The sequence below is a fragment of the Magnetococcales bacterium genome (assembly GCA_015232395.1).
Lineage (GTDB): Bacteria > Pseudomonadota > Magnetococcia > Magnetococcales > JADFZT01 > JADFZT01.
Genome location: JADFZT010000045.1, coordinates 1 through 15,752, shown reverse-complemented (window position 1 = coordinate 15,752; position 15,752 = coordinate 1). Strand labels below are relative to the sequence as shown.

At 59.6% G+C, this 15,752-nt stretch carries 15 protein-coding genes; all 15 read right to left on the bottom strand.

All coding sequences use genetic code 11. The features are described from left to right. Positions 1–63: 63 nt before the first annotated feature. Complete coding sequence (locus tag HQL52_12785; protein MBF0370321.1) at positions 64–1,761, bottom strand: hypothetical protein; 1,698 nt, start codon at positions 1,759–1,761, stop codon at positions 64–66. A gap of 401 nt (positions 1,762–2,162) precedes the next feature. Further along, positions 2,163–2,900, bottom strand: a complete 738-nt coding sequence (locus HQL52_12780; protein MBF0370320.1) for a DUF3494 domain-containing protein — start codon at positions 2,898–2,900, stop codon at positions 2,163–2,165. A 457-nt stretch (positions 2,901–3,357) separates the two neighbouring features. Further along, positions 3,358–3,582 carry a hypothetical protein gene (locus HQL52_12775; GenBank protein ID MBF0370319.1) on the bottom strand — a complete coding sequence of 75 codons (225 nt, stop codon included), beginning with the start codon at positions 3,580–3,582 and terminating at the stop codon, positions 3,358–3,360. After that, positions 3,563–4,912 (bottom strand): hypothetical protein, encoded by a 1,350-nt coding sequence (locus tag HQL52_12770; protein MBF0370318.1) that lies wholly within the window; start codon positions 4,910–4,912, stop codon positions 3,563–3,565. The genes HQL52_12775 and HQL52_12770 overlap by 20 nt, the downstream gene beginning before the upstream one ends. A gap of 20 nt (positions 4,913–4,932) precedes the next feature. Next, on the bottom strand, positions 4,933–6,309 hold the full coding sequence (locus HQL52_12765) for a hypothetical protein (GenBank protein ID MBF0370317.1): 1,377 nt from the start codon (positions 6,307–6,309) through the stop codon (positions 4,933–4,935). A gap of 55 nt (positions 6,310–6,364) precedes the next feature. Then, a complete protein-coding gene (locus HQL52_12760) occupies positions 6,365–6,880 on the bottom strand; it encodes a hypothetical protein (GenBank protein MBF0370316.1) in 516 nt (171 codons plus the stop codon). A gap of 21 nt (positions 6,881–6,901) precedes the next feature. Beyond that, on the bottom strand, positions 6,902–7,291 hold the full coding sequence (locus tag HQL52_12755; GenBank protein MBF0370315.1) for a hypothetical protein: 390 nt from the start codon (positions 7,289–7,291) through the stop codon (positions 6,902–6,904). Between the two features lie 27 nt (positions 7,292–7,318). Then, positions 7,319–8,221 (bottom strand): hypothetical protein, encoded by a 903-nt coding sequence (locus tag HQL52_12750; protein ID MBF0370314.1) that lies wholly within the window; start codon positions 8,219–8,221, stop codon positions 7,319–7,321. Positions 8,222–8,230: 9 nt separating this feature from the next. Continuing rightward, positions 8,231–8,635: a hypothetical protein gene (locus HQL52_12745; GenBank protein ID MBF0370313.1), complete on the bottom strand. Its 405-nt coding sequence runs from the start codon at positions 8,633–8,635 to the stop codon at positions 8,231–8,233. Continuing rightward, positions 8,622–9,575: a hypothetical protein gene (locus HQL52_12740; GenBank protein MBF0370312.1), complete on the bottom strand. Its 954-nt coding sequence runs from the start codon at positions 9,573–9,575 to the stop codon at positions 8,622–8,624. Before HQL52_12740 ends, HQL52_12745 begins: the two co-directional genes overlap by 14 nt. Further along, the gene (locus tag HQL52_12735; protein ID MBF0370311.1) at positions 9,575–10,609 is read right to left on the bottom strand and encodes a hypothetical protein; all 1,035 of its coding nucleotides are present in this window, start codon (positions 10,607–10,609) and stop codon (positions 9,575–9,577) included. Before HQL52_12735 ends, HQL52_12740 begins: the two co-directional genes overlap by 1 nt. A 13-nt stretch (positions 10,610–10,622) precedes the next feature. Then, positions 10,623–10,991 carry a hypothetical protein gene (locus HQL52_12730; GenBank protein ID MBF0370310.1) on the bottom strand — a complete coding sequence of 123 codons (369 nt, stop codon included), beginning with the start codon at positions 10,989–10,991 and terminating at the stop codon, positions 10,623–10,625. A gap of 63 nt (positions 10,992–11,054) precedes the next feature. Continuing rightward, the gene (locus tag HQL52_12725; GenBank protein MBF0370309.1) at positions 11,055–14,603 is read right to left on the bottom strand and encodes a phage tail tape measure protein; all 3,549 of its coding nucleotides are present in this window, start codon (positions 14,601–14,603) and stop codon (positions 11,055–11,057) included. Between the two features lie 98 nt (positions 14,604–14,701). Beyond that, entirely contained in the window at positions 14,702–15,085 is a 384-nt protein-coding gene (locus tag HQL52_12720; GenBank protein ID MBF0370308.1) for a hypothetical protein, read from the bottom strand. A gap of 3 nt (positions 15,086–15,088) precedes the next feature. Then, on the bottom strand, positions 15,089–15,752 hold a 664-nt coding region (locus tag HQL52_12715; protein MBF0370307.1), incomplete at its 5' end, for a hypothetical protein.

Sequence of the window (15,752 nt, the reverse complement as noted above, 5' to 3'; positions counted from 1 at the left end):
ACCGGCGGGATGGCGCGCCAAAGGTCCAGTTCAATGAAGTGATTGTTCGGAACATAGCGGTCTCTATTCATCCGCATCCACCTCCTGGTTGAGGTCAAGCAGGTGGCTTTCGTCTTGGATGCGGAGGCTGCTGCGCTTCAGCAGATAGCGTTCCCGCTGTACATATTCCCGGGTGGGTCGTCCCTGGTTGGGATCGATGTCGTTGGTACTGAACACCCGGGGAGTGATCAGAAAAACGGTTTCGTTTTTGGTATTGCCCGATGTGCGCGTCTGAAAAAGAGCCCCGAGCAGCGGAATATCCTTAAAAAAAGGCGTCCCTGTGTCCGTCTCCGAGCGGCTGGTATTGAATAACCCGCCCATGATGAAAGTGGCCGAACTGGGAATGATGACGCTGGTCTGAACTTCTTGGTCGTTCAGATTGACCACACCGGACCCGGTATTTGAAGGGCTGGAATTTTGTGCGGTGATTTCCAGGCGCACCAGTGCGATGTCTCCGGGGTCTTTTCCGGCAATGACCGATGGGGTGATCTGTAGGGAGACGCCGCTGGAGACCGTCTCCAGGCCGATCTGGGTCTCGTCACCATTGGAAACGGCAAAAGACTGGTGCAGGGAGTTGGTGATTTGCGCGGCCTGATGATTCAATGTTACCAAACGCGGGGAGGCGATGGTTTGCACGTCGTTTTGGGTGATCAGGGCCGTCAAGGTGGCATCCAGAAGCCCTCGTGATCCCCGAAAAATAAACGCTCCAAGACCGCCGCCACTAGCGGTCGACGCCAAAGAGGCGATGCCTGAGTTGTTCAACGCGGCATTGCTGACCGTTTCCAGGGCGGGTCTGGCGTATGTCGTCGTCACCAGGGATGTTCCCGCTTCTGCGTTCCCCACGGTTGCATTGCCCCCCAACTGGGCCCCAAGCGTCCTTGACAGAGAATCGCTACCATTAATGATGATCACTTCGATTTCAACAAGGGGGACCGGTTTGTCCAGTTCCTCAAGGATCCTTTCAATGCGGGAAATTTGTTCCACAGTCCCCTGAATGATAATGGAGTTGGTCCGGGAATCGGAGGTGAGTATCGGTGGGTTGATGGGGTGAAGAATGGTCCCCGTACCCGTCGGCGCAGTGGTTGCCTGAGATGCGTCCCGGAAGGAATTGCCGCTCAGGAAGGCATTCAGGGATTCAATGATCCCGGGAATGGTGACCGTTTTCCCCTGAAAGGAGGTTGACGTGCTGCCCACGCTGGCATAACGCAAGGCGATGACTTTGACCATTGGGCGCGTGTCTTCCATGGCCTGTTCCATCTGACGCTCTCTCAGGGCTTGTCCCTGGCGATCGATATTTTTCTGGCTCTGTTGCTCCAGGCGAGCCTGGCGGCTGCCGAAGGAGGCGTCAATCTGCCCCATCAACTTGATCAGGCCAGTGGTGCGGTTTTGGGGCCCCTGGAGAAAGATGGAGTCCGTGATCGAATCGGAGCGGAGTGTTACATCATCGTTCAGGAGTCGAAACCGCCGCATGGCGCCCATGATATCGTCCAGACTGCCCGATTTCGGAGTAAAGATGGATTCCATTTTGAGCGTAGAACTGGCGACTGTGGAGATGGTGACAGTATTGGTGGCGGGGGCATAACTCGCCACCAATTTGAACTCGTCCATCATTCGTTCGAAAGCGGTCTGCAACGGGACTTTATCGAAGGTTGCTGTCACAGTCCCTTGGACATCAGGCTGAATCAACTCCTTAACGCCATTCAGGGCCAGGATCTCCTTCAAGACTACCTTCACATCATTTTTGTAGAGTCTTTTTGTGAAGGATCCCGGTTTCCAAGGGATCCCAGCGGCGTAACTGGAGTTTGATGACCACACGAACAGGAGAAGCGCCGCAAGGAGTCCGATGCCTGCCCGTTTGCTCATGATCTCAACCTTCGCAGTTCATTTTGGCCATGGTCCGCTTCGGCTCTGAATTGATGGTTGTTTGAAAACTCCGTCATGGCCCATCGTGAGGCCGTTTGGGAGTGGGTCGGGCCATTTAATTGTTCCGGATGAAGAGTAGGGCCGTAATCGCGTCCCGCCGAAATGTTGCAATCACGACCTTGGCCCTAAACTCCAGAGGATAACTCTCTACTATTGTCGGTGTGGGTGGGGATCAAGCCCACATGAGGAGGTATGCGCCTTTAATTGGCAGGCTCGGAAACCGCATTCATCTGAAGCGTCACCGCAGTCTGCGCCAACAGTCTGCCGTTAACCGATGCTTTAGTGTTCACGGCGATCAAGGTTTTACCAAGGATGATGCCTTCAAAGTGCGCGTTGGCCCCGAGAGCCACAGCGCCGGCGACCTGCCAGAAGATGTTTTTGGCCTTGGCCCCGCCGGCCAGCGTTACTCGTGTCGCGCCGGCCTGAGTTAAGTTTCCCGCCACCTGTAAGATCCAGACATCGTCCGGGCCGCCGGAGAGCGTGACATCGGTGGAAATCGAAACTGGCGAACTCCATTTGTAGAGGCCAGGGGTGATGGTCAGTCCGCCAATCTCTCCAGCGCCCAGTTCAATGGCCTTAGGTGAAAGTCGCGCTTTGGCGTCGCCGTAAGCGTATCCCATGTCGGCTATAGCCCCGGTCAGGAAGTTGGCGTCATTAATCGCACAGGGGGAAGGGCCAGCCGAATCGACCGTGTAGACCTTCCCTACTACTTCCCCGCAGGAGAGAAGGAGAGCGGCGCCGGTGATCGGGCTCGTTCCAACATCCCCAACAACAGCGGATCGATAAACGTCGGTAATTCCAGTTTGGCTCAGAATGGCAAAGTTTCCAGCCTTACCCAGGTCTATTGGCGCAGGGCCTTCGCCGGCAACAGCGCTTGCGCTCACCACTACAAAACTACCGAACATCGCTGCCAGCATTAATATCTTGAAATTTTTCATGAATGTGTCCCCTCCATGAGGACGAACTTCTTTGTTTAAAAGCAAAATTTTGCCGATTTGGATGAGTGGCGACACAACTGATTACCCATTCCATTAATAAACATGCCGCCCGGATGGGCCGCATCTCTTTGCATGCTCAGGGCATAATGCTCATTTGTTAATAATGAAACTGTTCAATTTTGAACACAAAGAGTCGATTGTGAAAATTTTTGTTTTAGGAGAAGTCGTAACATCTCAGATCTTCTCGATGAATCCTGTCCCGCATGTAAATTCCGTCCGCATTGAAAATACAGGTTTTTTTCTCTCGAACAATGATAGCGTTGATTAAAGGCTGACGTAGCACGACCAAAGGAACCACCGAGGCTCCTTCTGATCTTTGAAAACTGAGGAAGAGGATCCTTCGGACTGCTTGAGTTCCCCTGCTGGGTTGAACTCGCGGTCCGTCGGTAGCGTGCGTTCAAACAAAATGGACCGGGGCATGTTCCTTTTCGGCTGTACGGAACGCCACTCCATCCCGCACCGTCACCGACTCGCTCACATGGAGGGTGGCGTTGCCAGCAACCTCAACAACCCCCTGAGCCGTGGCCACGCGGACCATGCCGCCGGTGACGGCCACCACCCGTCCGGATATGGCCTTCCGGCTGGCGACGAGGCGTTGCAGATCATGCAGAGGGGTGGACACGGAGAATCTCCAAAGATGTGGTGATGCGGCCACCTGTGGCCTCATGAGAAACTGAGGTCAGCTTGCCCCGCCAGGAACGACCCATCAGGGCGTCATGGACCTCAACGACCTGCCAAGGCATGATTCCAGGACGATGAACGCAGGTGAGAGAAACCTCCTGAAGATCTTCGCCGGAGTCAATCTCGGCCCGCCCTCGGGATCGCATGGCCTCGGTGGTGGAAAGAAGCGGGTCGGAGATGTCTTCGCCGGAAAACTCTCCGTTGCCTCGTTGGCAAACAATCTCACAGTCTCCAACCGCATCACCTGCGGTTCCAGTAATGTTGACTTGGACCGGGAAGGAATCCAGATCAGCCACCTCAGATGGCGCGGAGAGTCCCCATGACTTTGCCTGGATGGTACAGGTGATACGGGCGATGGCGACGCCCGAGTTTGCGGCCGTCACGGTCATACCGTCGGTCTCCAGGGAAATCTCCCCCAGATCGGCGCCCAGCCAGATCACCGAATCGATGGAAACAGCCGGTTGGTTCAGGGAGGCGCTGTTGGACCCGTCAAAGGAGACGTCCTGGGTGACCTGGTAGGATTGATCGGCGTTGGCGGAGAGCGTTCCTGTGGATGCCGCCACGCTGATATCGTCCACCTCCGCGCCGGCATGGACCAGGAGATGGGCCGTCTCCCCGCTGTAGAAGGCGGTGCGGCCCGCGTTCAGGCCATCAATGCGGCCATCGATCTCGGCGGACAGGTTGCCGCTCGAAGGCAGATATCCCCGCACAACGACCCGATTCACCCTGCTCTGGGCGCGATGGGATTCCCGGCTGGAGAGGTTGTCGGCGGCGTCGGTCAGGACATGATCCACCGATACACGCCGCCAATCAGGTACTGCCACCGAAAAACGATGGCGGACTCGGAGTATCCCTCCGGGGGTTGTTTCCACCATCCCACCGGCGGCCTCGGCGATAGTTCGGACCACGTCGATGGGAGCGGCGTCATAAACCGCAAGGCGGCCGCCGGGAATAAGCCAATCCACCAGATTCCACTGGATCTCTTCGCCCACTGCCTCTTCGGCGGCGTCCCGGGCCTGGATGGCCGTCTCCCAGGTTCGCTCCATGGGTTCAGCCCGGGGAAAGGCGAAACGGGCCGTGGGACTGATAATGGAGACGACAAGTTGTGGGCGGCTGATGCCATCTCTGGTCAGGGTCTTGTTGTCCACCATCATGGCGAACGACTCGCCTCCCAGTTCCAGGGTGAAGGGATCATCCACCCGGATACGTTGGTAGGAAGCCGGATCCTCCAGTTCCATGGTTCCGGTCCAGGCGTAATCGCCCTCGGCCATGGCGATGTTCGCGGACAGGATCACAACGGTACCCCGAAATGGATCGCCTTGACCCCGGACGACGGCAGGACCGGCGAGACCTCCGCCAGCAGATCCCAGAACCCGGTGAGATCCTCCTCCACCGGATTCAGATCCAGCATGGCGTAAGCGGCGCCGATGTCGGCCCGCGTGGGCTCGGATTGGCTATAGGCGGCCAGGAGATCCCCGGCCACTGGGCCCATGATGGCAAATCGGGTGGCCAGGTCGTTGGCGATGGTTCCATGGAACGGCGCAACCAGGGCTCGCTCGATGGGAGTTCCAAAGCGGGCGGAGAGATCCCGGCCCACCTGGATGTTCCAGGAGGCGCCCAGACCCGTGGGAGCGACGAATGTGCCGATGTTGAACGGGGCGGCGATGACCTGAGAGACTTCCTGGGCCCATGGGGTCTCCAGCCACCGGTTGGCGAAATCCCCGAAGGCGTAGCCGGCATCCAGATCCCTCTCGGCGGGAAAGCGGATGTCGTATTCGGCGGCAAGCTGCCGGGATCGGGGAAACAGGGAGACGTGGGCATCCAGGGTGATGGGAATGGATTGATCAAATTGGATCTCTCCGGAGATGCCCTGGATTTTCGCATCGATGGAAAACGGCAATTGCAGATCCGGTGCAGTTGCGCTTTTGGCACCCCTGACCAGATTGGTCTCCAATACGAGCGGGACAACCATGTCCGCATGGATCGACCGGCTTCCTTCAGCCAGATTCGCCTCAATCGTCAGCGAGAGAGCAAAATCCGCATGGACCGACCGGTTCCCTTCATCCATGGCGGCTTCAAAAGCCAGAGGAAGCGGATTGTCCGCCACCATCTCCCGGGCTCCGGCGGCCAGAACGGCATCAAACCCCACCGGGATGGTGTTGGAGAGGGTCAGTTGTTTCGCGTCGGCCTGAAATTGGGCATTCAGCGCCAGAGGCAAAGACCGGTCGAACGAGACCACCCAGGCCCGGGCGTTCAGTTCCGCCTGGCAGGCAAACGAAATCGTCGATTCCTGGGTCAGCAGGTGGGATCCGGCCAGATCAGCGATAAAGGCCAGTGGCAGGTTTTTCTCAAAGGAAAGCTCAGGCGGCAGGTAGTCGAAGGTTCCGGAAAGCTGGCCAGAGACCAGCAGTGCCGGAAATCCGGAAAGACGGGCGGCCACCTGAATTGGCCAGGGGGCGGTGAGATTTTGGGAAACCTGGATGGCTGTGGGCGCGACGAGGGAACCATCGACCTGGATGGACCAGGAGTCGACCCGGGTGTTGGATACGCTCAGCGACCATGGGGAAACGATCCCGCCAGCCACATCCACAGCCCACGGCGTTGTGACCCCGGCTCGGGCGAACTCCCCGAGGTCGAAGGTTGCCCGAAGGTTGCGTCCGCATTCCATGGACCAGGAATCGGCAATCCCACGCGCAACAGCCAGGGCCCATGGCGCGGTCAGTTTACGGGATGATTGAACAGACCAGGGTGACGCCAAGCCCCATGCTCCAGGAAGCAGATAGTTTCCGGGCGGCGCTTATGGACCAGTCGGCAACAAGACCAGCCTGGGCGAACTCTCCCAGATCATGGCGAGCGGTCAAAGATCGGCCAGCCCCCAAAGACCAATTTGATGAATGATCCTGGGAAACCTGGATTCCCCATGGCGTGCCCAATTGCTGAGAAACGCCCAGAGACCAGGGAACAATGCTCTCCCCAGCGACATGAACACCCCATGGCGCATCCACCCCGTTGCTGACACGAAGTGACGAGGGACTGTCCAGTTCACGGGAAACTTCCAGGTTCCAGGGGGTGGTGAGGGCCCTGGTCAGGAGGGGTGACCAGATGGCGGACAATTCTGTCCCCGCCCGGATCGACCAGGGGGCTGATGTTTCCCGATCAACCCGGACGGACCAGGGCGCAGAGATCCCACCAGCGGTCCGAAGCGCCCAGGCGCAATTCACCTGTCTGGAGATGGCCATCGATCAGCGCCTTTGGAAAAATCAGGCGGGATTGGGCACGGAGAAATCCATTTTCTTCAGGGTGACCATCTCCCCGTCGGTGAGGTTGACATTATCCAAAATGGCGTCTCCGCCGCCACCCTCAATGGAGATGTCGCCATCCATTTTGTAGCTGCCGTCTATCAGCCGAAACCAAGTGGCGGTGCCGGTGGCCACCACCTCACTGGCGATGGGAGCGTTGTAGAGGGTGATCTTGCCGCCGGAGGCGCCATTGAAGGAAATATTGAACTGGACCAGAAGCACGCCATCGGCCAGAGGGTAATCCGGCCCGATCGGTCGGGTTCCGCTGTAAACGTAGCAGTATCCATCAATATAGCTGCGCATGTTGTTGAGAATGATATTCCGCAGGGTATCGTTAAAGTGCAAAGCCATGGCGCAAATTCCTCAAAAAGATCGAGATCAGAGACGAAACGGCGTGTGATACCGCTTCCAGTCAGGGCAGAGAGCAGTGAGATTTACCGGCACGGTGCGGATCCAGGTTCGGAACCGCTGGTCCCGGAGCGCATAGGTGAGATGGCCCCGGAACAGCGTTGCCTTCAGCGCATGGGTGGTTCCCGGCTCCGGATTGGGCGGCAACCACGGACCGAGTTTTTCCCAGGATTTTAGATCCCGGCTGCGGTAGACCATCAGGTGAAACCGGTGCAGCCAGGGAACCACCGAGACGAAACATGCGTAGTCCGATGGGCCGACACGGTAGATATTGGGTTTGTAGAGTCCACGGTCCGACTCATTGGGAACTGGGTCCATCCCTTCGGGCCAGTGCCATTCGCCGAAGCGGATGCCGTCATCGGAGTAAGCGTAAAAGACGGTATAGTTCTCGGAGAATCGCGGATGGCCTTTGTCTCCAGCAGCGGCCACGGTGAAATAGCCCACATAGCGGCCATCCTCGCCTTTGATTACCGATACCCCCTCCACCTCGGGGAATGTATCGTTGCCGGCGATCACCTCCGACTCGTGCCGCCAGTTGACCAGATCGGTGGATGTGAACGTGCGGATGCTGCTGCGGTACCGCGCCGGGTCGTAGGCATTCTCCATTACCGTGATGTAGAGTCTGTAAAAGCCGTTCTCCCGCACCACCCATGGGTTGTGGACGCAGTCATGGAAGCTCAAGACCTTTCTGGGCTGGGCATTCTTGCTCGGCATGAGCCAGAGATCGTAATTGCGTTCGTGGTCATCGCCATTGAGTGAGGCGATGAAGAGCATTTTCACCACGCCTTCGTGCTCAATCAGAAACGGGGTATTGACCGCGAACGCGCCGATGGTCTCCGGATCCAGGCAGAACGGTTCTTTGATAAGTGTCATGACATGCCTTCAATCCAACAGGGTGGCCACGGCTTCCTCACCATCCGCCCAAGGAAAAAATTGACGGCATGGCGAATCGTGGTAGGTGCCAGGGGTCGGCACATCGCCACCCCCCGGTTTTGGGTATTGGCTGAGCACCTGAATCGAAAAGAAATACCTGGGCGGCGGCAGACCGGACAAACCGGCGCTCATGGCACCAATCTGGGCGGTCACTTCCTGCTGAACGCCAGAAACCAACCCTTTCACCCGCACCCGCCGCCCGTTCCACTCAATAGGGCTGTCGGTGACGAACAAGGCGTAGCACCACTGATAAGTCTTGTGCTGCCACCCCTCGATCTCGATGGAGCCCCGGATGGTGGGCCGAAGCTGAAAACCGGTAATGGCGTCGAACGGCCCGATATCAAACGGAGGCATTGTTCAGGAGCCTGAGCTTGAAAACCCGCCCGGTGGTGGAATCCCGGGCCTCCAGATAAATGGTCTTTTCCACGTCGATGAACTGCTCCGGATCCTCGGGATGGTAGATCCGCTCCTCGACGGTCTGGCGGGTGCCGGGAACCTCCTGGTAGAAACCCTCCACGGCTTCCTCTTCCTCCTCCTCGGACTGATCGTCTCTGGAAGAGGAACTGGACCGAAACGAGATGCTCGGCGCTCCGGATGGCCAGAATTTTCTTTCAAAGGACCCCTGGGCGGCATGCCAGTCGGAAAGCGCGATAACCCTGACCGGTGGGATTTCAGCAGTCTCCACGTTGCCGGACTGCCAAGCGCTCTGCATTTCGGCAAACTGGGCGGCGGAGGCCACGGATTGACCACTGTCGTAGGTGACCTCGAACAGGGAGTATCCAGAATCAAAACGGACCACCAGCGCGCCGATTACTCCCTGGGGCGCGTAGAACTCTCCCAGGGACTGGTCATACCGGGGCGCATCCACCGTGTTGCCGGCCAGATCCCGGAAGGTGGTCTGTTCGATCACCTCCACGTCGGGGCTGTCATGGAAATAGCGCAGCCGCTTGCGGTTCTCCCGAGTGAAGGTGAGGGTTTCGATCACCTCTTCGGAACGGCGGCCCACCAGGGTGACGGTTCCGCCGTCCACCATGAGGCGGGCCGTGCCGGCCACCCGCTCGGAGCAGTAGAGCTTGATGCGTTTTTTCCCCGGTTCCACCACTGACAAGGGGGTGATCTCGGTCATGCCGTAGCAGATCCGCCCCCAACCGCAGACGGTGGAGGTTAACTGGCTGTAGGCCACTTGCACCGGGGCGGAACCGCTCTGGTCGTCATCGTCCACCACCAGTTCAAAGGGCTCGTCGATCTCCCTGGCGTTGAATTGGATGGTGAGCGAGGTGGAAATCTCGCTCATCAGGCGGATTCACCGGTGATGGCCACGACGACTTTATCCGCCGACAGGCTGTTGGCTCCGGCGGGCACGATGCGCTTCCACCAGACCGGCACAGCGGCGGGATGGGTGCGGAAGGTAATGGTCTCTCCCGAAGCCCAGGTTCCACCCCAGCCAATGGAGGGGAGCGTAAAATAGGGCTTGTCGAAATCCGCATTGTTGGGTGCGAAATCCCCGCTGACGATAGATGAGCCACCCACAGACCCAACGGTATCGCCGACACAAGTAAAATTATTGGCGTCGGAAAAGGTGATGGTCCATGTCTGCTCGATGGAGCCGATGGAGTCGGTGACGGGCACGTTGGTGGCGGGCGGCGTGGTCGGAGCATTGCCGTCATAGGTCCCGGCCACGGTGGAACCGGACCAGTTGTCCCACCAACTTTCCACGTCCGCCGGTTCGATCACCGAGGAGACTCGGGTTCCGGCGGCGGTATAGCCGCTCTGCAGGGACTGGCCGGACTCAAACGTGAGGGTCGCCTTGTCGCCGTTCCAGGTGACGCCGGTGGTGGCATCCAGGCGGACAAACTCGACGTTGCCGGAAGCGTCATCCACCCCGTCCTTGTCGGAGATGCGGACGAGGTCGCCGTTTTGGAAGACTGCATCAGCAGCCGCCTCGACGTTGACATCGATACTGGTGGCCCCGATGGAGACGTCCACATCCAACCAGCCACCACCGTATTGGCGCACGGTTCCGGTGAGATCCCCCTGGGTATCGGTCTGGGTGCCCGGGAAAATCAACACCCGGTCGTCGCCCGGGGTCGGCGTTTCCACAAACAAACGCGGGTTGATCAGTTTGGTGTCGTCATCATTGGCCACCTTGAAAAACACCTTGCGGTATTTGGTGGAGCCGGCCAAACGCTCCCCCTGGGGCACATCGGGCCAGACGTTGTTTTTGACCCCATCGGCGATCTCGTTGGCGGACATGCGGCCGCCGTTGCTGCTGGTATCGCCGACGGTGGCGGCTTTGTAGAACTTCAACTCTGAGGCTTGAACAGGCATCGGGCGTCCTCCGTTATAAGACGGTCATCAGTTTCAGGGTTCCGGTAAAAAGGTCGTAGTGCGGCCAAAGCGGTTGGAATGAGACCGCTGGCGGGTCGTCGTGGCGAAACATGACGGTGTAGATTTCAGCTTCCCAGATCAGGATGAAAGAGGCCCCGGCCTGGGCGGCCATGGCGCGGATGGCGTCCACCGTCGCCCGGTCCAGCCAGGTCACATCTTCCGTTGCCTCCAGGGTGATGGGCTGGCCACCGGAAAATGGCTGGGACCAGACCACGGGCGTTCCCCCCAGTGCTCGGGCCGTCTCCATGGCCACCGGGGACCAGTCATGGCGATCAGTCCACTGGATGGAGTCCGGCAGAACCAAATCTCCGAGTTTCTTCATGGCGGGCTCCGGGCATTAAAAAAGCCGCTCAAGGCGGCCATGGAATTCGTCTTCATGGGATGATCAGAACGTTCCGCGCTGAAGCTCTTTCAAAGCATCCACCAGCTGCCGCACCTGCTGCCGAGGACTGGTGATGGATGCGGCGGGCCGTCCGTTCATGGATAGATCCAGCCGTACCACGCCTTCCACCGGGGGATTGGCGACCTGCCCGCCGCCGGCCAGGGCCAGCCTCGGCAGCGGTGGAATGGCGATGTGGTTGACGATGCCGCCGTTCTGGAACCCCGGCAGTTGCGGCAGGAGCCGGCGCACCGTATCCATGGGCGCGGAGTTGATGGCCAAGAGTAGATCCCGGAACACCCGGGAGCGCTCCTTGCGGATGACGATCTCCCCGGCTTCAAGCAGGGCCGGTATGCGGTCGCCGCCGCCATAACCGGGCAGCCTTCCGCCTCGGGCCAAGCCCACCATGCCGCCAGCAGCCTTGGCCTCCACCGTGCGCACCGTCACGGTGACGGTCTTGTCCCGGATGGCGTCCATCTGGTTTTCGATTTCGGCCAAAGCCGAACGGGCCTGATCCACCTGGGCCTGAAGCTCCACCGTTTTTTTGCTCGTTTCCGGGATGGCGTCCATCTCCGCCTTGAGGCCAGCCACGGTGGCCTTGGCCTGTTCCAATTGCTGGGTGAGAGAAGCGGTACCCTGCTGTTGGGCGGAGAGCGCCTCGCGGGCAGATTGCTCCTGACGTTGGTAGAGCGATTCGAGAACGTCTCCGGCATCCTGCACCCCTCGCAGCGCTACGCTGGTATCGGTCAAATTTGAATAGGCGTCCTGGGCTCCTCGGGCCAGGGTTTCGGCCCATTTGGCGTCCTTCTCGGAGAGGTTCTCCTGGGAGAGGATCTTGCGGGCCTCTTCCAGTTTTTGCAGGGCGGCCGCCGCACGGGAGGCCTCCTTCTCCCGGTCGGACATGTTGCGTTCCAAGAGCGCCCGGACCTTGTCCTCGGTGGACATGCGCGCAGAACGCTTTTTCTCCTCCAGGGACTGGATTTCGGCGGCTAGGCGCTTTTCCGCCTCCAGGCTCTGCTGGACGGCACGCTCGGTGGCCTGAACCGATTGCTCGGCGGCGCGGATCTTTTCGGTCAACACCTCCCTGGCCAGGCGCTTTTTCTCCTCCGCCAATTGTTGCTCCAGGGTGACAAGATTTCTCTCAGCGGATTCCCGCTGCCGGGTCAGGTCCTGGAGCTGCTGCGCGGTCTGTTGGGCGTCCTGCCTTTGCTGTCGCAGCCCATCGGTGACCGCCTTGGCGGCCAAGCGCCAACCCCCGGCGGCTTCGTCGGCGATGATGACGCCTTCTTTCTGCAAGCGATTGAAAGTCGCCATATCCGGGATGGAGATCCCGAGTTGAGTGGAGATTTCCTTCAATCTGGCGGCCAACCGTCCCTGGGTATCGGCAGCCAGTTTGGTGGATTCGGCGGCGGCGTCTTCGGCTTTTTTGGTCTGCCACCATTGGTAGGCGAGATATCCGAGCGACCCGACTGCTGCGGCCGCAGCGCCCACCAGCCCGAATTTTCCCAACGCCAAGGCCATGCCTCGAATGCCAGTGGCGCCGGAGAAAAAGAAGGAGGCCATGTTGACAGAGGCAAGAGCCAAAAGCCGGGTTCGGGCCAGGACCAACGCCCCGGCCAATCCCTGCGCGCCCACCGCCACCGTGAAGGTGGTGGCCGCCGTGGTAGCAGTGAGAAACCATTGGGCGGTGCGGATGGCGGTGAGCACCTTGGTGGCGGTGGTGACCGCCTTCACGGTCAGGGCTACAGTGCCCAGGACGGCGATCACGTCCTTCCATTCCAGAAGAAACTGCCCGACCTCCAGGGCCACCTTGGCGAGCATGGCGGCCAGATCCACCCCGGCCAGGGCCAACTCGACGATGGCGTCCTTATTCTCGTTGATGGCCTGGACCAATTCGTCCAGTTTCAAAGAACCCTGCTGATCGATGGCCTCGCCGACAGAGATCTTGACCCCTTCCCAGGCCGCCTCCAGGGAGCGGAGAGAACCGCCCATACCGGCTTCCATCTGTTGGGCCACATCTCCGGCGACGTTGCCCATGTCCTGAAATTTGGCGACCAGTTCCTCGAAGGCAGTCGAACTCATGCCTACGGCAGAAGTCAGCGCCGGCGCGGCCTCCACCCCGAAGATCCGGATCATGTCGGCGGCGTCTGCTCCCACCGATTTCAGGTTGCGCAGGATCTGGGTCATGGGCAGCAACTGCCCGGAGGCGGCCCGGGTTTTCAGGCCCAAGCGAGCGATAGCCTCCTTGGCCTTGGTTACTGGATTCAATAGGCGGGCATAGGCGGCCCGGAGAGCCGTGCCGGCCTTTTCTCCCGAGAAACCATTTTTGGCGAGGAGCGCCAGGACGGTAGCGGTCTCCTTGAAATTGGCCCCGGCCGCTTTGGCCACGGGACCGGCATACTGCATGGCCAATCCCAAATCCTGAATGTTGGTGGCGGAATTGGTGAAGGCGGTGACCAGGATGTTGTTGACCTCGGAGAGATCCGACGCCTCCAATCCAAACTGGGCGAGCGCCGTGGTGGCGATACCGGCGGCGGTCTCCAGATCCACCGATCCGGCGGCCGCCAGTTCCAACACCTTGGGCAAGGCCGCCATTTGCTGACTGGCCGACAACCCGGCCAGAGACATGGACTTCAACCCCTCTGCCGCCTGGGTGGCGGAAAAGCGGGTCGATGCCCCCATCTCCTTGGCCAACTCCGTCAATCCAGAAAGCTCTTCCTTGGTGGCCCCGGATGTGGCCCCCACCTGCCGCATCACATCATCGAAATTGGCGTAGGTGAGGATAGAATCCTTGATGAAGCCGGAGGCGGCGCGAATGGACTCGAACCCGACATAGGCGGCCACCAGCCCCTTGACCGTGGAACCAAGGCCGCCCATGGAGCGGTTGAGCCCAGTCATTTCCCCGCGCAGGTCACGGACCCGGCGCTGCATCTGCTGATGGGCCCGGTTGAGATCGGTGGCGGAGACTCGCCCAGAGCGGGAAAGCTCCCGGTAGGCAGCTTCCAAACGCTGAACCTCATTTTCCACGTCGCGCATGGATCGCACGCCGATGGTGGAAAAAGCCCGGGCCACCCGGGTCTGTTCCTGTACCTCACGGGTGGCCTCGCGCATCTCCCGCTGGAGGCGATCTTGGCTCTCTCCAAGGCGAGCAGTATCAACGCCCACCTCGCGCAGGGAGCCCCGCATCCGGTGCAGGGATTCCCGCTGACTCTCCAGCTGATCCTTGAGCCCCTTGGCCTGCCGTTTGGCCCGTTCGAACTCACGGGTCATCTGGCGGGTGGGGGTTTCGGTCTCGCGCATGCCACGAGCAAGCCGGGCTACCTCCCGGGTGGCGTCCCGCCACTGGGTTTCGGTCTCCTGAATTTGCTTTTTCAGATCCCGGAATCCCTGGATGTCGGAAAGCGCCTGGGTGATTTTTCTGGCTTGGGTCTGGGCAGCGCTGGCCATGCCCTGGACGCCGCGCCGGAAGTCGGACTCCATACGGGTGATGCTGGAGCGCAACTCGTCGTCATTGGCGCGAATGACGAATTCCAACGCTGCCTGGGTGCTGGCCATGGTTCAGTCGGTTTCCTTGGCGAGATCGTGTTCGAATTCCAGAGCGTCCAGGAACACCCCCCAGGGGTAATCCCAGACGCCGGAATGACCGAGACGGGTCAAGGTAAAGATGGCGGACCGGAAGCGTTTGAAGCGGATTCGATCAGCACCCGATCCAACTGCTTCCCGGCTTTCTCCAGGCGACCGCACGCGGCGAAAAAATGGGGGTTTTCCTTTTTCACCTCGGCGATGATCCCCTCCACATCAACCGGATACATCTCCATGAGTTGCTCACGGACGAGGTCGGTGAAGGTGAGAATGTCCCGGATGGTCACCTCCTCAAACAGGGTATTGCCGATCCAATCCGGGGACTCTGGCTCGACTGAGGCATCGTCATCCGGCTTCCGAACGGCCTGATCAAAAAGATCGTAAATCTCCCGGACCGTCATGCGCTGGACGTGATAGTTGATGCCGTTGACTTCTTTGGCGATCAGCATGGACATGATCTACGCCTCCACCTGGTTCAGCTTGAAGAACTTGGAAATGTTGGCCCCGGTTTTGGAGTCATCTTTCAGCACATCAAAGGTGAACTCGATGTTGCCGAAGTCGTCGGTGACGAGACCAATGGAGGACGGAGTATTTTTCGCCCGCCAGACATCGAGCACCACCGGGGTGTTGTCGTTGGCCTGGTTGAAGCCGTCGAAGGCGAATCGATACTCCTTGCCGGCGTTCAGGATCGCCTCCACGGTGGTGGAATTGGCGTGGGTGTAGCTCATGAGCACGGTGTCGCCGTCGGTTACGTTGGTCGCTCCCGGCAGAATACGCACGCCGCCGCCTTTGATCTCGAAGTCGGTCCCTTCCACCAGGGGGGTGACGCCCTGGGTGATGGAGACGGCGGTGAGGCTTACTCCTTCAACCGCCCGGAGATACCCGCCGAGATAGGCGGTATGGGATTCATCGGTGACCGATGCGCCGGTGATGGCGCCGGATTCCCCAAAGGTGGCCATGGCCAGCGCCTTGGCGTCGAAGCCGTGGGCGGTGATCACCAGTTGCACATCGGTGATGAGGCTCACGGTATCGGCGTTACCGCCGCCGGGAGTGCTGTAGTTTTTCCCGCAGGGTATTGAGCTTGTCATCCAACATCTGGATCTGGGCTTGGCTGACTGCTTC

Excerpts from the sequence above, each read along its gene's own strand:
- HQL52_12720 (MBF0370308.1), bottom strand. The coding sequence starts at position 15,085 with ATGTCCATGCTGATCGCCAAAGAAGTCAACGGCATCAACTATCACGTC.
- HQL52_12745 (MBF0370313.1), bottom strand. The coding sequence starts at position 8,635 with ATGCCTCCGTTTGATATCGGGCCGTTCGACGCCATTACCGGTTTTCAG.
- HQL52_12780 (MBF0370320.1), bottom strand. The coding sequence starts at position 2,900 with ATGAAAAATTTCAAGATATTAATGCTGGCAGCGATGTTCGGTAGTTTT.
- HQL52_12765 (MBF0370317.1), bottom strand. The coding sequence starts at position 6,309 with ATGGAATGCGGACGCAACCTTCGGGCAACCTTCGACCTCGGGGAGTTC.
- HQL52_12740 (MBF0370312.1), bottom strand. The coding sequence starts at position 9,575 with ATGAGCGAGATTTCCACCTCGCTCACCATCCAATTCAACGCCAGGGAG.
- HQL52_12735 (MBF0370311.1), bottom strand. The coding sequence starts at position 10,609 with ATGCCTGTTCAAGCCTCAGAGTTGAAGTTCTACAAAGCCGCCACCGTC.
- HQL52_12730 (MBF0370310.1), bottom strand. The coding sequence starts at position 10,991 with ATGAAGAAACTCGGAGATTTGGTTCTGCCGGACTCCATCCAGTGGACT.
- HQL52_12725 (MBF0370309.1), bottom strand. The coding sequence starts at position 14,603 with ATGGCCAGCACCCAGGCAGCGTTGGAATTCGTCATTCGCGCCAATGAC.
- HQL52_12755 (MBF0370315.1), bottom strand. The coding sequence starts at position 7,291 with ATGGCTTTGCACTTTAACGATACCCTGCGGAATATCATTCTCAACAAC.
- HQL52_12750 (MBF0370314.1), bottom strand. The coding sequence starts at position 8,221 with ATGACACTTATCAAAGAACCGTTCTGCCTGGATCCGGAGACCATCGGC.
- HQL52_12760 (MBF0370316.1), bottom strand. The coding sequence starts at position 6,880 with ATGGCCATCTCCAGACAGGTGAATTGCGCCTGGGCGCTTCGGACCGCT.
- HQL52_12770 (MBF0370318.1), bottom strand. The coding sequence starts at position 4,912 with ATGGCCGAGGGCGATTACGCCTGGACCGGAACCATGGAACTGGAGGAT.